Here is an 18,032-nt window from a genome sequence, read left to right as displayed (position 1 = left end):
GCTGTCCAGTCGCCCGACGGGCGACTGGACAGCGACGCCCAAGGGGCGCTAGGCCCCAGGACGGTCATGCCCCCATCCTCACACACTTCCTCCCAGAGGGAGGCGACTTCTATCCTGACACCGGGGGCATCGAGCACATGCTGAAGGAACGCTGGACCTTCAACGAAACCCTCGAACGCTTGACGCTGATGCCGCAAATGCGGATTCGGAAAGCCAAGCGCGATCTGTGGTCGCAGTTGGACCAGGTGTTTTTCCCGTTGCCGCAGACGCCGTCCGTCTCGACGCCCGCGCCAACGCCCAGCGCGATCAACGCCGCAGCGATCGCCGATTAAGCGCCGATCGCCGATCGGCCACGCGCTCCTCGGTTTGGGATTCGGTCTCGATCGGGCGCGGTCAGGCGACGCCGCGCCAACGCCACAAGCGCTCCTTGACTCCTTGACGACCTGTCGTCCTGGCTGACCGATCGAGCCGATGCGCATCCCGAACGCGACACTCGGAGCGGCGACCGGCGTGTCGTTTTGTATTGGCGCGTTTCTGGGTGCAGATGAAGGCCACGGTTTCGGTAACTTGCCGCTCACCGAAACTGAGTGGGTGTTTGCAAGCCGCGGATTCCTGTCAGCCGAGCCGCCTGAACAGGTGATGGCTGCGCCCCCGAAGCGGTCACTGGATCCGGGAGGTCTGAGGGGAAGGACTCAGCCAATCTCGGTCACTGAGCCGAGTCAATCCAGCGGCAGGTAAACACATGGAAGCTGCCACTCGCGGAGCGGTCCTTCCTCCCCAAGTGCGGTCACTAATACCGAGATAAGCTGGTTCCTGGTGATGCCCAGAGCCAGCCAGCAATAGCGATTGCTGTGCGCGGTGGCAATGGGAATAAAAGCCGTCAGACGACCGACCGGCAACGAATTGGATCTGGTCCCTTTGGCCACCTTAATCTGCCTCTTTTGCCTCTTGATCCAGGCGTTCCACATTCGTACTTGGCTTCTTCGGTTTATCTGTTCGTGCCTTGCGCGAGCGACATGAGCCCGACGGCGAGCGCCAGAACACGTTCACGCAGCGCGGTCATTCCGCGCCAATGCTTGGGAATTCCTTCCATGCCGTAATACGCGCCGGCGAGCTGCCCATAGATGGCGCCCGTGGTATCGGCATCGTTCCCCAGGTTCACCGCAGTCAGCGCACCCGTCTCGAAAGTGTCTGTGTTCCAGAATGCCCATAACGCCGCCTCCAGGGCATCAACCACGTAGCCTGTTCCACGCACCTCCGGGGGCTGTTTGGCCTTGAACGAGCCCGCAGCGACCTCATCGATCCGCAGGCTCAGCGGCTCTCGGTCCCAAAGTCCTGGCACCGGACTGTAACGGGGCGCAAGCAGCGCCGCTTTATCTTCACCCCGCAGCGCGCCGAGGATGAGCCCAGCAAAGTAGCCGCAAGCATCCATCGGCTCAGGCGCCCCATGCGTGGTGCGTGACATCTCCTTGGCCAACCGGATCGCCTCCGCCGGGGTCGAGGCGAAGGCGAGCGGGATGGGTGCCAGACGCATCAGCGACCCGTTGCCACCGGCGTGCGAATGGGTCTCGCCGGCGAAGGGGTTCCCGTCGCGCTCGAAGCGGCGAAGCGCGCCCCCGACCGTGTTACCGATATCGAAGCAGATGCCGGTGCTGCTCAAGTAGCCCTCTCGGTACCAGCGCAGGTAACGGCGCATCTGGTCCGCGGGATCGAACCCCTGACAGGTGACCAGACTGTCAGCGAGACACAGGGCCATGGAGGTATCATCGGTCCACTGACCCGGCTCCAGACCGAAAGGACCGCCGCCCACCATGTCACGGATCGGTTCGAAGGTGCCAGGCGGCTTGAACTCCAGCGTCGTGCCCAAGGCGTCGCCCACGGCAAGTCCAACGAGCGCGCCTTCGAAGCGCGAGAGCATTTCCATCGTGTTTCTCCAATTCAGGCTGAACGGTGACATCCTGCCCCGAGTTCCGCCAGTGCAAATCGTGAATGGATCACAGATCGGGGTTGCGAACACGATTAAGGTTTATCCCGCCCACGACAACCATTCTACACAGGCATCGAGATGGTCAACGAAACACCGCAGACAGCCGCCGCGGTTCCGCTCCGTCGCTCCGCGGCTTGGCCGCCATTCGTGCAAACGCTCGCCAGTGTCCTTGGAACGCTAGAGGAAGATCAATTCCTCGTCATCTCGGTCAAGCGGACCAACCGGTTCGTCCAGTTTGCTGGCCAAGGGGGCTTGGGGATTCGCGCCGAGACCACCAGCAATTCCTACCTGAACAGGTCTCAATGTCTCGACGCACGGCAAATCGCGGCCCTGGGCGCCGCCGGCTGGCACGGTCCGACCGGTGGGCCTGGGGAGTCGACACCCGAGCGAGACCCGGACGGCTCGCCCAACTTCTACCGCGAGTTTCCAGTCCCCGTGCGTTTCGAAGACGTCGCGGAATTAGCCGTCCACACCCTGACCGAGATCCTGCGCGTCCCGTATCCTGGGTTTCTGGAGTACGAGGCATTCGACGCCGAGGAAAGAGCCATTGTCTTGCCATCGCTGGGACTCAAGCCCGCTATGCGCTCGCCACGGACGGAGGATGTGATTCCGTTGCCGCAGCAACTGCTCGCGACGCTTCGGGAGACGATGAGTATCCCTGAACTGGAATTTGACCAGGATGGGGACATCGGGGTCCGCTTCGGGAGCGTCGCCGTCTTCGTCTGTTTGATCGGCAACCCGCCGTCCGTGCACATCCATGCCCGACTGCTCGTGGATGTCGAGGAAACATCCGAACTCGTCTCCCGGCTGAACGACCTGAATGCGGACACGAGGTTTTTGCATTTCTTCCTCGACAACGGTGCTGTCCACGCCGCCGCGGATGTGCCCGCCGAACCCTTCATCGGCGTGCATGTGTCCAGTGTCTTTCTCTATTTCTGCCAGATCGCGGACGGTATCGACAGTCTGCTCCAGGCGGAATTCGGCGGCAGCACCACGTTTCTGGAATCGGCTCCAAGTCTTCTCAAGCATTGACCGGGCTGGCCGTCTGGCGGAGGTACCCACACATGAACTACGACATCATCGGCGAAATCCACGGCCACGCGGATGCCCTCACGGCGCTGTTGTCCTCTCTCGGCTACCGCGAACGCGGTGGGGCATGGCGCCAGCCGAATCGCAAGGTTCTGTTCGTCGGCGACTTCGTCGACCGCGGCCCTCGGCAGATCGAGACCGTCGCCATCGTTCGGGCCATGGTCGAGGCGGGCAGCGCCCAGGCGGTTCTGGGCAACCACGAGTTGAACGCCATCGCCTGGTTCCTGCCCGATCCCGCCCAGCCCGGTGACTCTCTGCGGTCGCATCATTCGCCGAGATACGGCGAGAAGAACCGCCTCCAGCACCAGGCGTTCCTGGACGAAGTCGGCGGCACTCCGCGCCACGTGGAGATCATCGATTGGTTTCTGACCCTGCCGCTGTGGCTGGACCTACCGGAGCTGCGCGTGATCCATGCCTGCTGGCACCCGCGTTACATGGACTATCTGGCGCCTCATCTCACCGAGGACCGCTGCATTGATGCGGATCTCATGGTTCTCGCCAGCCGGGAACCCGAGGACGAGGACGAGAAGGACACCCCGGAGCCAACCATCTTCAAGGCCGTCGAGGCGCTGGTGAAAGGAATCGAGATTCCACTCCCGCCGCCACACAGCTTCAAGGACAAGGATGGTCACAGGCGCCACCGGGTGCGCGTGCGCTGGTGGGATACAGACGCCGTGACTTACCGCCAGGCCGCCATGCTTCCGGACGTGGAGCGGGACGGGTTGCCGGAACTTCCGATCCCGGAGCATGCGCGCCTCGGCCATGACGGCAAGAAGCCGCTTTTCGTCGGCCATTACTGGCTTTCCGAGCGGCCGCAACTCCTGTCGGAGAGGGTTGCCTGCGTCGATTACAGCGTTGCCAAGGGTGGCAAGCTGGTGGCCTACCGTTGGGACGGTGAGCCACGGCTCAATGCCTCGAAGTTCCATTGGCTTGGTGCATGACCGTTGCGCGCGCATCCAAACCAGCATCCTTGACGCTCGGGTCAGAAGTCACAACGCTGAACAGAGGACCGGCCACGCAAGGGGCACTCGATGAGTATCTTGGCCGTCTCAAGGCATTTTTTCCAACCTTCTACGGTTCCAGATGGATTTGTAGCTCGGCGAGATCCTCGGCGGCCGTGTCGGTTCCCAGCAGGCTGTGCAGATACTCCAGAAGATCCTCCTGGCGCGGTTGCCCGAAAGCCAATCGATAGACGGTCAGGCTTCGCTTGAGCCATTCAAGCCGCCGAACCTCGCGGCTGAACGGGAGCATGGGGACGCGCCGTTCGACTTTGACCGGTCCTTCGTAAATCCAATACGGGATGAGATCGGTCTCGGTCTCGGTCTCGGCCTTGGCAATGTCGAACATCGCCTTCCAGGGATCGCCTGGGATTGCGCCCTGCCCCCGAACGACACCGACCTGGCGATGCGACAAATTCAGGCGGATCGCATGACCCTTGAAGCGGTGAACACGTCCTTCACGCTGCTCGAGATCAACCGGGTTACCCGGCAGATTCCAGTGATAGACACGATAGCAATACGGATGGAAGTCGAGCCCTTCCTGTCCAACTGATGTCGTGGCGAGAACAAAGGGACGAAACGGCGAGTTGAAGGCGTCACGCACACTTCCCAATCGCGCGACGCCGCCTTCTTCGTCCTTGTAGTCGGCCAAACGCATCGCGAAACGGCCGCGCATCTGGAACTTGTTGATGACCAGTTTATTGCCGTCGACGGTCGGATCCTCGACGTCGATCTGCGAGGGCCGGATGGCGAGCGCGTCGGAGATCGCTTGGCTCACTCCGGCGACGCACTCCGCCGCCGGCCTCGCGCCGAGTCCTTCGGCATCGACGAGATAGTGGACGTACTCGTCAAGGACCGCCTGGAGATTGTGCTCCACACCATAGGTCAGCACGCGGCGCCAGTATCGGTCATCGTCGTCCTTGCGCAGGAGCGCGACCGCATCATGCTGGTTGAAGAGCGTGCGAAAGCCCCAGGCGACGTGATTGGCGGCCTTCAGGAGTCGGTGATCATCCCAATCGAGGTCTGGTGCGATCCGGCGCAAGGCGCGTAAGGCGCAGACCGCAGGGCTCCCCAGCGCAACATCGGCGAGGAGTTCGAGCAGCGTGTTCGGGACTGGTCCGAACACGCGGCCCGTCGCGACGGAGCGAAGCTCGGCAACATGTTCCTTGAAGCCTTCCTCGTTGCCGAGCGCAGCGAAGCCATCGGGGGAATTGACCCACGCGACGGAATTCGCGCCCGCCATCGCATCAATCGCAGCCGGTGCGGCCCATTCCCAATCGCGGCCATCGGGCGTGTCTCCCGATCGTTCGGCGAGTGCCGCGACGCTTTCACGCAGGCGTTCGGCGACGGCCTTGCGCATGGCTTCAACCGACAGGGTCTCAGCCTGAGCACCAAAGATCGCCAGCGGATCGGCGAGTCGTGCCAAGGTCGGGGACGGATAGACCAGGTGCATCGCACGCATGGCCACTCGCCGGCTTTGATCCTGCCGAAACTGGATGGGACGAGGACGGACGTGACCGAAGTAACGCTGGCCTGCGGCTCCAACCCCCATGCGGCGCTCGGCTTCGTAGGACAGGATGCCTGCAATCGCATCGGGAACCATCGACCAGGATGAGAAGATGAGCGCCTTGGTGAGGGGTGGCTTGGCCCTCTCGAGGCCGTAATAGGCCAGGGATGGCGGAATCCAGAGATGTTGATCCAGACCGTCGCCGAACACGTCGTCCATCAAGCCGCGCATCCGACCGTTGGCCGGCTCGAGCGGCTCGTAGGCATCGAGTCGGTTTTGATCAAGCATCGCAGGCCGAGCGCGTTCAAGCGCTTCGCAAAGGTTGGGTGCAGGTCTGTCCAGATTCTCCTTCAGGAGCCGCTTGAGCGCGTAATCCCGCATGAAGTTGAGCAGATAGGGCGCGGACTTCCAATATTCGGTGATCTCTGGCGCACCCAGCGCGCGGGCAACGTCCGAAACAGCGGCGGCCTGCCGCAGGTCGGTGGGCTGAATGGTGATCTCCATCGGCCGCTCGCTGACCATGGAATCCCGCTCAACGGTGCTCGCCACGCGCTCGGTGCGGGCCATCACCTTGCGAAGCCGCTGCTCGATCGTCTGGCGGGCAGCGATAGCCTCGGGTCGCGCTCCGGGGAGCGCATGGAGAAAACTGCGAAATTCCCGCATTTCACGTTCCAGCGTCTTGGCAATCTCGGGACCATTGGCGCGGCCGTACAAGAAGGACAGCGTCTCCAGAAAATCGCGGTAATGCTCACCATCGTCGGGTTCGTCGCCCGAGAGGGTGAGCATCCGGTAAGGCGTTGCGGACAGCAACAGCGTGCGCGCCGCATGGCCCTTGCCGTCGGAATAGTCGAAGAGTTCGCGCGCCAGATCAGCCGCTGGGGTTTCGCCATGGAGCAAATCGCGGAAGCGTTGAAACTCGTCCATGATGATCAGGTCTGGCTGCAGTGCATCGATACAGGCGTGCGAGAGTTTGCCCCGCAGTCGACCGACCAGCGCATTGCGGCGCTGGTTCAGCTCAGGGGGATAGGTCTTTCGGCGGCGAGGGAACAGGTCGCAAACCGCTTTCAATTCCTCGAACAGTTCGGCATCGGATTCCACGTCGTGGCGGAAGCGGTTGATGATGCTTTGATCCACGCCCTTCAGTGTGAGGTCGCGGACCGCGCCGTTCCATCCATCCACGCCGGCGGTGACCTGAAGCAGATTGTGCAGCCCGCGCGGACATGAAACCCGGTCTTCCAGCATTCGCAGGAGGAGGGCGCGCTCCTGGGTCACCCCGGTCGTAGACCGCAAGTCGAACGTCGTGCCCGGTGTCAGGCTGATGAAGTTCACTCTGTTGGCGTCGAGGCTCTGGTCGCCGCGCACTTGGAGCGGGATCAATGTCATCCGCGTGGGCAACGCCAGTTCGCGGCGATTGAGGACATTCAGGCGGTTGATGTTCTGAGCCGCGATCGCCTGATTGGAGCAGATGTAGAGGATATCGATTCGATCAGTGGTCTCCCACAGCGTCTCGATAGTCCGCGCGATCACTCCGCGCGCGACCATGGTCTTGCCCAGCCCAACCTCATCAGCCACCAGGAATTGCCGTACAGGATCCTGATCGCCGTAAAGCCGGTCAAACACATAATCGACTGTGCGACGCTGGAAGGTCTTGAGGGGCGCGAGTGCAGCGGCGGCTTCGAAGCGCTTATCCGGCATGGCTGGCGTCCTGATCCTGGAGTGCGATGCGGAAAGCATCCCAGAGGGTACGAAAATCGGCCGGTATCGGGTCGGGGCCGGTGTCGTTTCCAGCTTCCAAACGTGTCATCAGGCGTTCGATCGCATGAAGCCGCTCGCCGCCTCGGCAAAGGGCACGGACCATGTCTTCCAGCAGCGGTGCGTCATCGGTCGCCGTGGCCCACGTCATGCTGCCAGCGCCTTCCTGCGCCGCCAAAGCCGCGCTGAAAGGATCCCCAAGTTCGGAGAGCAAGAGTCGCAGGTAGCGAAAAAATGCGTCCCGGCTGTCGATCACCCAGCGGAGAATGGCAGCATGTCGCTCGGGCGGAAGACCGTCCATGATCAAGCTGGTGCTGAAGAGCGCCGACGCCAGGTCGTGATCGGCAACCAGGCGGAATGCCAGAAATCGCGTGAGATCGACGATTGGCATCGTGCCCAGATCAACGGGTGCGCCTGATCGCACGGCGTCCAGGACATCGCGGGAATGTCCGTCGCCACGAGTAATCGGCCAGACACTCAGCGAGGCCATTCCGCGAAGTGGCAGGGATTCGGCTGGGATCAGCCAGACCCGCCATGGATCAGTATCGCCATCCTGGCTCTCGATCCGTTCGCAGCGCAAACGCAGCCCACCTCGACACAGGGCGCGGCGGGCTTCATCAAGCCGGACCTCGGCCATCCCGACCGCCGGATCGACCGGATCCAATTCGCTGGAGACGAAGGTGCGGGTCAAGCGCCCGAAGCCCTTGTCACCCATGATCTCTTCGACGCTGCCGACTTTGGAGCGCTTTCCCTGGAGCGAGGCGAACAGTTCGACATTGTTGCCTGAAATCAGTGCCGGACGGGTGGCATTTCCGGATCCGATCGTCAGGACGGTTTCCCAGCCAATCTCGGCAATAAACGCCTTGGCATGGAGGCCCTGGAGCGCGCTTGCTGAGTCCTCTTCGCCGTCTTCGCTGGCCGCCATCTCGTCGAGGACCGAAACCCACTCGAAGGCATCGAGCGTCGCGGCGTCGACGCAGGCCAATTGATCGGGGCGACTGATGATGATCGGCTTTGCCGCCGTCGGCAGGCTGGCGAGCAGATCGAGCGCGCTGGTGTCACAGAACGGGGAGATGACGCCCAACCGGGCGCACGGCGCTGGCTGCCACACTTTTTTGCCAAGCCCGTTGACGGCAAAGGTGACGTCGTCAAAGCGGTCGGGCGTCGTCCATTTGGCACGACGGATATCGTCGGCGACCTCGGCGGTGAGCGCGCGTGCTTCGTCGGAGATGCCCGCAACCGCGAGGTCGGGCAGGCGGGTGAGGAGATCAAACAGCGGTCGGTTCTTGGCGTCCACCCGGCGCGTCAGCTCCCCATCAAGGCGGAGCGAGATGTCCCAGGAACGGTCGCGCGTGAGATTGCGAGACAGCACGAGCAGCCGCAAGAGGGTCGGATCCTCGGCGCGGGTCGGCCGATAGCGCAAGGCCCACAGCTTGGGGTGGAAAGCGCCTTCACGCGGGGCGGCGACCTCGACGATGATGCGTTCCAGCAGCGAGCACAGACGGGAGTGTGGGCGGCTCTGTGCGTTGAGATGGCCGGCATCGGCAAAGACCACGAGCCGCCCGGCGATCCGTTCAGCCCCCTCGAGAAGCGCCAGCGGATGGGACAGAATGTCGTCCCGATTCTCGGCGGCGAACAACGCGAGGCTCACCGGGGCGGCCAGCGCCGTCTCGAAATCGAGCGAGAAGGTCGTGGCGATCGCCGCGTCGAAAACATAGCCCGGCGGCGGCTGAAGGCTGTCGCCGTAGAGCACGCGGGTTTCGGGATCGAGTGTCGTCCTATTCAGCATTGGCGAGATCCCGCAGATGCGATTTGGCTTGCGCCCAACGGAATGTGAGTGCCTCGACGCCAGAGGCGCCCGTCCAGCGGTCCCGCACCGCTCGGTTGGCGAACCGCGATTGGTTCGTCTTCAGCCGACGCTCGCGGTCTTGCACCAATCGCGCGGCAGGCGTCAAACGGCCGTCCCCCACGCCATCGGATAGGAGCAGCGCCAGCCATTCCGAGACGAAACGCTTAGCGGCAGGCCGGATGCGATGCGCCGGATGGTCGATCGCTTGCCAGAAGGCATCGAGCGACCAGGCGCGGATCGCGGGCATGTCCAAGACGGCGCGCCAGTCAGCAAGGCGAGATTGATATTTTTCGATCCAATCGGACTTCTCGCGCAATTGACTGAGCAGCAAATTGTAAAGAAGCGAGGCGCCTTGCATCACGCTGGAAAACATTGCGCCGTGCTCAACCAGTGTACGTGCCCCGTCGGGGAAGTCGGCAAGATACGGATGCTCCCAGATAGTGTCGCAGTCCGCTTCCCCACCGCCACGGCGGGCCAGAAACGCCAACAAGCTGTGCGGTTGGTGCGCGACGAGTCGGTCGATGATGAACTGGGCCTCATCCAGCGTGAGTTGGAAGCGAGCGGACTCAAGAAGCTCCTTGGGTCGTGGCGGCAAGGAGGGCGTCCAAATCTGGAGGGCTTGAGCTTCGGATGCGACCTCTTCGCTCTCGCGAATCAGAGACCGGCTGCGCTGGAGGTGGCGCATGGAAGAGAAAAGGCTGTCGGTTGAGCCCGGGAAGAGACGGATGCCCCATGTCCCGAGTCCTGCCCAATAAACGGAACTCGGGAGCCTCTGGAGGTCAGCGCCGGCATCCCGACCAATGATGCCGTTTGATTCACCGCCTGCCTTGAGCGCATTGGCGAGCCTGTTTTCGAGCGCACGCGCATCGGTCGCGAGCTGATCCGGCCCAGTGGTCGAACCTTCCAGCATCTGAAACAGCCAGGGGATGAACAGCATATAGCGGAGGCGTGTCTGGATTGTGCTGGTTCCCGGGAAGAGGTGGTCAGCGATCGAATCCCGGATGCTGCCCAAGCCAAGTTCGTCGCGGGTTTCGCGCTCTTGAAACAGCGCCATGATCCGTTGAGCGCGCTGGCGCTCGGCCTCATCGTAATCAATCCATGCAAGTGAGGACATTGGCTCCTACAATATTTTTATTGGCGCAACGTCGCCGATGTTGAACGAATCCAGCAGTCTGTCGGACTTCCGGTCCGGGGCTTAAGAATCGGTCAAGAAATGATTAATTCCACTGATTCTACGTGCAATTAAGCTTCTTGGACGAGGCGAAAGGTCGACATTCTACGCAGGGCCGCGCAGCAACACTCTGTACGGTAAGTTCCTCGTCGTGGCCGATTGCAGACATTCGCCCCATGCTCGCGATCATCGGGCCTTTTCTTCGCAGATTCGTTCGACTTTGTCACTTTTCGACCTCGCCTCCACCATCAGGCGACAACCCGAATGGCGGTTTTTACGATCAAATCGATCTTGCTTAGATGTTGATAAGCGACGTCTTGGCGCAGGGTGCGCGCGCGGTCCAGACCAAGCTGGATTTCGACTTCGTCGATGTTGAGATCGCGATTCAGCTCTCTCCAGTCCGAAGCCAGAGGTCGGATAGCCTTGCACAGCAGGTCGCGAGTCTAGTCCATGGCCCTGTCGGCCGCTGGGCGGTACTGACGGCGAGATGCTTTTAACGTCCCGATTGGACTGGAGATCAACCAAGAGTCCTTCCTGAAGTTAAACGAAGTCCGTGGGTATAAGGTGTACCCCTACTGAACGCACGGTTCATTCGTCGGCATGCCCGCCAGAACCGTCGGAGTCTAACGCCTTTAGAGAGATGGCAGCTTAGGTTTCTCGGGAATATCCCGGAAATAGGGCATACACACGATGGCGGAAACAGACGCTATATCGGCATACTGCTAGTGAGCGGGCACCTGCATGTAATGGCAGGAGAGACCGCCGGATTGAGAGGCGCTTGAGATCCAGAGCGAGGAACTGTCGACTTTAGGATCGAGCCGACACCGACGAAGGAAGGCCCAGTGACCGGACCTGGGAACTGCGGACGCTGGCCTTGGCGGGATCGCATGCCGTCAACAAGCGCTCGCGGTTTCCAGACCACTCAGTTCCGCATGAAGTGACAGCCTCGGATCAAATCCGAATCCGCTCGACCTCCTTCAGATTGATCTGATCCTGACGCCGATCATAGAGCCCGGTGGTGTGCGCGCTTTCATGATTGGCCATCTGCTGCGCCACTTCGAGCTTCCGGACATTGCGCAAATACTCGTTAATACCCGTGGCCCGAAAGCGATGACAGCCAATGGCGGTGTGAATGTCGGCGGCCTCCGCGCGGCGGCGAATCAGGCAGTAGACATCGGATTGCCCCAACGGACGCTCGGTCGGGTCTGATCAGGATACGTGTAAAAAGGAGTCACCCCGATGGGGCACGGAAAACCGCGCCGAAAACGACGCTCCTGCGTGATTGACAATCAATCCGTTACAAAGAGCTTCTCAAGGGTAACAGAACCATTTGTTTTCGGTAGAGGGGTAAGGCCATGCTGAAGCGCTTGGGCAAGACCGCTTATCAGTCATGACCTTGCGTCAAGATGACTCATCTTTGCACGGATCCTGAGCAGACCCGTGTATTACCTGCCTGCACCGGAAACGGAAGCCGAGGCCAACGCCTGGCTGCGACGCTTTCTGATCCACGACAAGCGCATGCCCGTCAGGCCGCGCTCATCTCCAGCCGGCCCGTCGATGTCCTGTGCGAGCGAATGGATCTGCTGCGCCGCGAGCGGGTCGTGTTGCACGGCGACACGTTTCTTCAAGAGCTGGTCCGCGGGGCGCCGCGCACGCGCCTTGGCCGGGGGGCTCGAAGGGCGGATGATCGCCGAGGAGGCCAGATCCATCGATCGCCGGCTCGCCGACGACGATGGCCCGCACCCGATCACCGAGGGAGCGCGTGATTAGTTGATCAGCCTGACACGAAACGCGCGTCCCTTCAGCTTGCCGACGGACAACTTTTCCAACGCCGCCCCCACGCGCTCTCGGCTGACCGCCACATAGGCCCACTGGTCGGCGATCTGGATCTTTCCCACTTGGTCACCGCGCAGACCACCCGGTCCCGTCAAGGCGCCCAGGATATCTCCCGGGCGAACCTTTTGCTTCTTGCCACCATCGATCTGAAGGGTGGCCATCGGCGGCACCATCGGGCGGTGTTCCAGCAAGTCGAGTGACGGCAATAACTCGCTGTCCAGGATGGGATCCACCGTGGTGTCCAATGAGGCGACGCGATGCGCCTCTCCTTCATCGTAGAGCGAAAAGGCCACCCCCTTGCTACCGGCACGCCCGGTGCGACCCACGCGATGGAGATGCCCCTCCGCCTCCAGTGCAATCCGGTAGTTGATCACCGCATCGAGTGCGTCGATGTCCAACCCACGGGCCGCCACATCGGTGGCCACCAGCACCGAGATGCTTTTATTGGAGAACCGCGCCAGAACCTCATCCCGCTCCCGTTGCTCCAGGTCACCGTGCAGCGCGAGGACGCTAAAACCACTGTCCCGCAACCCCTGAGCCACGTGTCGCGTGTCGACCTTGGTATTGCAAAACACCAGGGTCGACACCGGTTGGTGCTGCAACAGCAAGAGGCACAGCGCTCGCTGCCGCTGGCGATCGTCGGTCACGCGATAGAAATGCTGGGCGATACTGCGATGGTCGTGGGTGGACGCCACTTGGGCCATGACCGGTTCCGTCATGATGCGCCGAGCGATGGCCTGGATCCGGCTGGGGTAGGTGGCGCTAAACAGCAGTGTTTGGCGTCTCGTCGGTATCCGGTCGATGATCGCATCCAGCGCCTTTTCGAAGCCCATCTCAAGCATCCGATCCGCCTCATCGAGCACCAGCATGGTCACCTCATCCAACCGCAGCGTGCCGCGCTCCAGATGATCCGCGATGCGGCCCGGGGTTCCCACCACGAGATGGGCGCCGTGTTCCAGCGAGCCGATCTGAGGGCCAATGGCGACCCCGCCGCAGAGTGTCAACACCTTGATGTTGTGCCTCCGGCGCCCCAGTGCGCGGATCTCCTGGGCCACCTGATCGGCGAGTTCGCGGGTGGGACAGAGGACGAGAGACTGGACCCGAAAGCGTCCGACATCGAGCCGCTCCAGGAGACCGAGCCCAAACGCGGCGGTCTTCCCCGAACCGGTCTTGCCTTGGGCGATGACATCCCGCCCCGCCAGGATCTCCGGACAACTCAGGGCCTGGATGGGGGTCATGGTGCGATAGCCGAGCGAGGACAGATTCTCCAGCAGATCCGGGCTGAGGTTGAGCGAGGTGAAGGGTGTATTGGTCAAGAGGGGTGTCCCGCCGTGGCGCTGGAGTCGTCCGGTGGCGCGCGACCATCGCGGTACTCCAACTGCAAGCCGCTGAGAAAGTTTCGCAAAATTTGATCTTTACATTGGCGGTAGTGTTTATGGCCCGGCTTGCGAAAGAACGCACTCAACTCATGCTTGCTGATGTGAACATCGCTGGCGGCCAAGAGACGCAGGATATCGTCCGCCTTCAGATCCAACGCGATCTTGAGCTTCCGAAAGATGATGTTGTTGTTCAAGGATGGCTCCGGCTCCGGCGGCTCGCTGGCTTTCTTGCCCCGTCGCTCATTGATCAAGCCGTTGAGGAAGATCGCCAATTGGTGATCGCTACAGGCCTCGAACTCCGGATCATCGTCTTTCTTCAACCAATGGCTGACTTGCGGGCGGGTCACCCGACTGTCCGCCGCAGCAAACACCGCCATCATCTTGAGATCATCGAAATCGAAGGTGTATCGAAGACGGCGCAGGACATCGTTGTTGGTCATACAGGGGCTCAATGGCTAAATAAATCAGGTCATCCCCCGGCGATGCCGGGGAGACAGGGGTGCGACCAGAACGAATGCAGGGGGCTCAACTTGAGTTTTCCCCTTTTTGTGCGCCGAGGCACCGCCCAACCATGCTTGATCAAACCGACGAAGTGCCCCACCGGCAAACCGTGCGTCTCCGGTTGCCGAAGACGACCGTGCCCGGGGTCAGCGCGGAGGTGCGGTTCTCGGCCAAGGATTGTACGCCAGCCAGTCATTAGCGCTGTGCCCAAATAAGCGTTTAAGCCTGTTTTTTGCGTTGCAAGCCATTGTTTATCAATGGCCGAGATTGAATTGGGCACAGGTCTATTGATTAACATGAATGTCGCTTCACGGCTGAATTGGAACGCCGAAACGTGAGTGACCAGAGTGTCTAGTTTGACTCGCGCCATTCCGGCAGACAAAGCTGCCATGCAGGCAGCAGACGCGTCACCCGTTCGACTCTCTCAAGGTTGTTTCGCAAGATCTTCCAGCGCGCCAGATCAAACGACTCCCGATACAAGTACGCCATCCAGTCCGCCAGGAGCACGGCGGCATCGGTTTCTGCGTCGCCCGTCTCACAGAGCGCAAGCCCAGCGCTGTGCCGGTACCCGGTCACAATGGTTGCCTCGTCGTAGCCCAAGCGCCGGAGTGCAATCGCCGCGGTGCCTGCACGAAAGGTCGTCTCCTCGGGCAGCGTCGATTCTGCCGATGAGGCAACCGGGTTGAGTGCCGCCGGGAACTCTGAGAAATGAAGGTTGGCAAACAAGGCTTGAACGTATTCAGCCAGTTCGGGGGTGTTCGCCACATGCCAAAAATTGAAGACCACGGTTTGGCGCGGCTGGGTCACCTCGGTCACCCCATGGTATGAACCGGCGTGAAGCGGAAAGCCAACGGCGGTGTTGTATTCAGGATCAACACGGAACACCGCTTGGCCATCTGGCGAGGAGAATAATTCCAGAACACCGCCATGATCAGGCCGCCAGTGTTGATTCAGTTGCACGACCAGTCGCACCATCTCATAGCCCAAAAATGGTCGGTCACTATGTCTCCCAATGACGTGTCCGGGCAGCATTCGTTGCGCCGTGACTAAAATACGATTCACGAGTGGCAACCGGGTAATCTCGCGCATTCTCGCGAGTAGTTCGGTCTGAAACGATGCCGGAATCTTCTCGGTCACGTCGCAAAGAGAGCACTGGTAAAACGCACCATCCCGATGCTGCCAATCATTGGTTGGTAAAAATAGGCCCTCCAGTGCCGCACACTGTTCCTCGGAGAAGGCGGCATCCACACAAAAAAATGGGAATGGGTGATGGTGGTGATTGAGTTGCAAGAGCAACGGCTGAACTCCTTAAAATTCCCTCGGTTTTTCGTCTTCTCACGGCGGTGGCTCAGGTGACGTGATCGGCCTCAAATCCGAATCCGCTCGACCTCGTCCAGATTGATCTGATCCTGGCGACGGTCATACAACCCATACCATTACACACAAGTCTGTAACTTGCTGATTTTTATATAACACGCTCCGGTTTGTGTTGTTTGTATTTCAGCGACTTACAAAGATATGTGTAACGCGATGCGCTAAGCCGGATCCGCGGATGATGACGCCCCTCGCTCGCCGAGCGGCGGTCGACGCAACCGATCGAGCAGCGGAACCGCGAGAACGAGCACCCGCCAGGCGCGTGCGTCGAGGTGTCGGCGTCGCAGGTCATCCATAGACAGAAAGGGAAGCACGAGGAGCCGCAGCATCAGATCGAGGGTCATGAGGTGAACCAGGGGCTTGGTCTGCCAGAGATCCACGTCGGACTGAAGGGATCCCCCGGCACCGACGATCACGAGCAGGATCGCGAGGATCAGCAGATCAGCAGATCAGCAGATCAGCAGGATCGCCCCTGGTTGGTGTCCAGCAGTTGCTGGAGCTGTGATTTGGCGCCCTCGACGGCTCGACTCCAACGCCGCAGCGCCACGCAGAAGCGGATGCCGAAGGCGCCGATAACGAACGGTCGCCACACCAGGGCTTGTGGGAACCGCAGCGATGCTCGGAATGCCTGCGAAGCGTTGCCCGCCATCCCGCTTCTTGATTTAGGATTGAAATCGGTCAACCTCGGGCGGTTTGAAAACGCGCCTTGTGACGGCGCTGGTCGTTCGCCACGGCAAACAGCCTGATCGACTCACACAACAGTAGGATGCGCCGGGCAAGAACGATCTCGCACGGATCGGGGTCGGCCAGCGCGAGGCTGGATGAGGCGGATTCCATCCCGTCGAGCATGTCCTCACGATCCTGACGTGAAATCGCGTCCCCCTCGCGCGCCCGGCGCTCGATGTCGATGATCCGGGGCAATCGCTCACGGTTGCGCTGTCGAAGCTCGGACAGCAGTGCCTCACGATCCATGGTGGCGTCTCCGTTATGTTGACAACGCGGCATGAACGGCCTCGGGCGAGCGCGAGCCGTCACCGCCAGATCGCAGATCCTTGATCTGGTTCATCCAAAGTCGGATCGCGGCGTCCATCCTCATCAGGTTCGACAGCTCGACCCACGCCCAAGCCCACGCGCTCCGCAGGTCATCCCCAAACGGATCTGGCGGCTTCTGACTCGTCATGGCTGATACGCTCGCGATCATGTTGATGGGGCCATTCTCTCTCACCCCCAGCCGCGCGCGCCGTTCAGGAGGTGATTTTACTGCCTTTCAAGTGTCGCCAGCGGGGGCCATCTCTGGCTGCTCGCTGGCTTCGGCGGTCGGCACGGTTTGCGGGCGCGGGAGGTATTGATCGAGCCGATCAAAGAAGCCTTGGTAGAACGCGGCATCCTGAACCGTGACACTGGCCACGCGCACGAGGGAATCGTCGCTGGAGCCGATCGGCAGCGAGACCGAGCCCAGGATCCCGACGCCCACGCTGGCCGAGGTCGGACTCTTTTTCAGCGCATAACGGTCCTGCACGGCACTGACGAAGACCAAACTGCCATCCGCTTCGTGCGGCACGCAGGAAACCCGCAGGGTGAGTTGCTCGTGAACCTCGTTTTTAGACTGGAAATTCTTGGTGCTTTCCACCGCGTCGGCGGTCGCGTTGACGACCGTATACCCCTGACTCAGCAGGGTGCGCCTGGCCGCCTCGCAGGTCGGCGCCGGTCGCTGGGGGTAATGGCGCGAATAGGTGTTGTCCGAGCTGAAGGACTCTTTCACCACGGGATCGGCACCGCCACCAAAACAACCGGTGAGAACTAGAGTCGTCAGAGCGATCAAAGGCCCTGCACGGACCGTGGGAGAGAGGGACATGGCACTCACGAGGAATCTAAAGAGGAGATCGTCACCGGGCGTGACAACTGACCTGAACTCGGCCGCGCGGAGCGATCGCTGGTGCGAATCTGCGGTCTCGCGATTCGGAAAATCACTATAACATAGTCCCGCCCCAGCGAAGACTGAGAGAGACATCGGAACCGGCGGGCGACCTCGTGCTTGAGACGGAGGTTCTCCGCTTGGCGCCGCGATAACGCCCCCTCCTCTGGCGGCAGCTTCCGGGCACCAGAGCCAACCGTACTTCCAGCACCTCATCGTTTCTCGTGTGACGGACAGCGTCTGTCGCCCTTGGAAGACGAAATGTCGGGGGAACCTCATCACGGATGGGAAGCCGCCGTATTCAGGGTAGAAAAAACTTCACGGGAATGAACACGAAAAAGCGCCGACTGTCGGCCATAACCTGCTACTCACCGAAACCGAGTGGGCGGCTGAAAGACGCGGGAGCTGCTAGTACCGCGCACCGATAGTGTCCTGGATAATCTGATCGACCCCAAGTGCCAGAAACTCCGCTAGTTCGCTGGCCCCGGTTATCTGGATCATGTCCGGTGCGAGATACTAGTTGACCTCTTGGGCTCGGTGACGCTTCCGTCCCACAACCGGTCATTGCCATACAGACCGCGACTGACCGGATGATCCGGACAGCGGAAAGTCGAGCGACCATCCGCCAGTGGGTGCCCCGATCCGGTTCGGCCGTTCGCCCTTTGACGGCTGGC

Annotated in this window: 15 protein-coding genes and 1 pseudogene; 4 read left to right on the top strand and 12 right to left on the bottom strand. The window is 61.3% G+C overall.

From position 1 onward, the window contains the following. A pseudogene (locus CCR95_RS22070) lies at window positions 1-332 on the top strand (hypothetical protein); the annotation flags it as partial. A gap of 656 nt (window positions 333-988) precedes the next feature. Here the strand turns inward: CCR95_RS22070 and CCR95_RS22065 are convergent. Continuing rightward, entirely contained in the window at window positions 989-1,924 is a 936-nt protein-coding gene (locus tag CCR95_RS22065) for an ADP-ribosylglycohydrolase family protein (protein ID WP_201098526.1), read from the bottom strand. 141 nt (window positions 1,925-2,065) lie between these two features. Between CCR95_RS22065 and CCR95_RS22060 the strand changes: the two genes are divergently transcribed. Further along, on the top strand, window positions 2,066-3,019 hold the full coding sequence (locus tag CCR95_RS22060; RefSeq protein ID WP_201098524.1) for a T3SS (YopN, CesT) and YbjN peptide-binding chaperone 1: 954 nt from the start codon (window positions 2,066-2,068) through the stop codon (window positions 3,017-3,019). 32 nt (window positions 3,020-3,051) lie between these two features. Beyond that, entirely contained in the window at window positions 3,052-4,017 is a 966-nt protein-coding gene (locus CCR95_RS22055; RefSeq protein WP_201098522.1) for a metallophosphoesterase, read from the top strand. Between the two features lie 130 nt (window positions 4,018-4,147). Here the strand turns inward: CCR95_RS22055 and CCR95_RS22050 are convergent, their stop codons facing one another. The 4 genes from CCR95_RS22050 to CCR95_RS22035 form a co-directional block, all read right to left on the bottom strand. Beyond that, window positions 4,148-7,276, bottom strand: coding sequence for a helicase-related protein (locus tag CCR95_RS22050; protein ID WP_201098520.1), 3,129 nt, complete (start codon window positions 7,274-7,276; stop codon window positions 4,148-4,150). Next, window positions 7,266-9,122, bottom strand: coding sequence for a phospholipase D family protein (locus CCR95_RS22045; RefSeq protein ID WP_201098518.1), 1,857 nt, complete (start codon window positions 9,120-9,122; stop codon window positions 7,266-7,268). The genes CCR95_RS22050 and CCR95_RS22045 overlap by 11 nt, the downstream gene beginning before the upstream one ends. Next, window positions 9,112-10,236 (bottom strand): DUF6361 family protein, encoded by a 1,125-nt coding sequence (locus CCR95_RS22040; RefSeq protein ID WP_242523428.1) that lies wholly within the window; start codon window positions 10,234-10,236, stop codon window positions 9,112-9,114. The genes CCR95_RS22045 and CCR95_RS22040 overlap by 11 nt, the downstream gene beginning before the upstream one ends. Before the next feature lie 1,068 nt (window positions 10,237-11,304). Then, on the bottom strand, window positions 11,305-11,541 hold the full coding sequence (locus tag CCR95_RS22035) for a site-specific integrase (protein WP_201098514.1): 237 nt from the start codon (window positions 11,539-11,541) through the stop codon (window positions 11,305-11,307). A 252-nt stretch (window positions 11,542-11,793) separates the two neighbouring features. Here CCR95_RS22035 and CCR95_RS22030 point away from each other — a divergent pair, with 252 nt between their 5' ends. Continuing rightward, the gene (locus CCR95_RS22030) at window positions 11,794-12,123 is read left to right on the top strand and encodes a hypothetical protein (protein ID WP_201098528.1); all 330 of its coding nucleotides are present in this window, start codon (window positions 11,794-11,796) and stop codon (window positions 12,121-12,123) included. Here the strand turns inward: CCR95_RS22030 and dbpA are convergent. The 7 genes from dbpA to CCR95_RS22000 all read right to left on the bottom strand — a co-directional run bounded on the left by dbpA (window position 12,120) and on the right by CCR95_RS22000 (window position 17,205). Next, window positions 12,120-13,505, bottom strand: coding sequence for an ATP-dependent RNA helicase DbpA (dbpA, locus tag CCR95_RS22025; protein WP_201098512.1), 1,386 nt, complete (start codon window positions 13,503-13,505; stop codon window positions 12,120-12,122). The two genes, CCR95_RS22030 and dbpA, sit on opposite strands and share 4 nt — an antisense overlap. Beyond that, window positions 13,502-14,008, bottom strand: coding sequence for a YehS family protein (locus tag CCR95_RS22020; RefSeq protein ID WP_201098510.1), 507 nt, complete (start codon window positions 14,006-14,008; stop codon window positions 13,502-13,504). Before CCR95_RS22020 ends, dbpA begins: the two co-directional genes overlap by 4 nt. A gap of 412 nt (window positions 14,009-14,420) precedes the next feature. Continuing rightward, window positions 14,421-15,365: a 2OG-Fe(II) oxygenase gene (locus tag CCR95_RS22015; protein WP_201098508.1), complete on the bottom strand. Its 945-nt coding sequence runs from the start codon at window positions 15,363-15,365 to the stop codon at window positions 14,421-14,423. A 239-nt stretch (window positions 15,366-15,604) separates the two neighbouring features. Beyond that, on the bottom strand, window positions 15,605-15,859 hold the full coding sequence (locus tag CCR95_RS25625; protein ID WP_242523427.1) for a hypothetical protein: 255 nt from the start codon (window positions 15,857-15,859) through the stop codon (window positions 15,605-15,607). Window positions 15,860-15,900: 41 nt separating this feature from the next. Further along, on the bottom strand, window positions 15,901-16,092 hold the full coding sequence (locus CCR95_RS25620) for a hypothetical protein (RefSeq protein ID WP_242523426.1): 192 nt from the start codon (window positions 16,090-16,092) through the stop codon (window positions 15,901-15,903). A gap of 29 nt (window positions 16,093-16,121) precedes the next feature. Then, window positions 16,122-16,415, bottom strand: coding sequence for a hypothetical protein (locus CCR95_RS22005; protein ID WP_201098506.1), 294 nt, complete (start codon window positions 16,413-16,415; stop codon window positions 16,122-16,124). 295 nt (window positions 16,416-16,710) lie between these two features. Beyond that, on the bottom strand, window positions 16,711-17,205 hold the full coding sequence (locus CCR95_RS22000; protein WP_207188722.1) for a DUF2242 domain-containing protein: 495 nt from the start codon (window positions 17,203-17,205) through the stop codon (window positions 16,711-16,713). Between the last annotated feature and the right edge of the window lie 827 nt (window positions 17,206-18,032).

The sequence above is a fragment of the Thiocystis minor genome, from assembly GCF_016653465.1.
GTDB classification, from domain to species: Bacteria; Pseudomonadota; Gammaproteobacteria; order Chromatiales; family Chromatiaceae; genus Chromatium; species Chromatium minus.
The sequence above is the reverse complement of the archived record's forward strand: the minus strand, read 5'-3'. Positions and strand labels throughout refer to the sequence as shown.

Coding starts and splice junctions, on each gene's coding strand:
- CCR95_RS22065 (WP_201098526.1), bottom strand. CDS start 1,924: ATGGAAATGCTCTCGCGCTTCGAAGGCGCGCTCGTTGGACTTGCCGTG.
- CCR95_RS22060 (WP_201098524.1), top strand. CDS start 2,066: ATGGTCAACGAAACACCGCAGACAGCCGCCGCGGTTCCGCTCCGTCGC.
- CCR95_RS22055 (WP_201098522.1), top strand. CDS start 3,052: ATGAACTACGACATCATCGGCGAAATCCACGGCCACGCGGATGCCCTC.
- CCR95_RS22050 (WP_201098520.1), bottom strand. CDS start 7,276: ATGCCGGATAAGCGCTTCGAAGCCGCCGCTGCACTCGCGCCCCTCAAG.
- CCR95_RS22045 (WP_201098518.1), bottom strand. CDS start 9,122: ATGCTGAATAGGACGACACTCGATCCCGAAACCCGCGTGCTCTACGGC.
- CCR95_RS22040 (WP_242523428.1), bottom strand. CDS start 10,236: ATGGCGCTGTTTCAAGAGCGCGAAACCCGCGACGAACTTGGCTTGGGC.
- CCR95_RS22020 (WP_201098510.1), bottom strand. CDS start 14,008: ATGACCAACAACGATGTCCTGCGCCGTCTTCGATACACCTTCGATTTC.
- CCR95_RS25620 (WP_242523426.1), bottom strand. CDS start 16,092: ATGGCGGGCAACGCTTCGCAGGCATTCCGAGCATCGCTGCGGTTCCCA.
- CCR95_RS22005 (WP_201098506.1), bottom strand. CDS start 16,415: ATGGATCGTGAGGCACTGCTGTCCGAGCTTCGACAGCGCAACCGTGAG.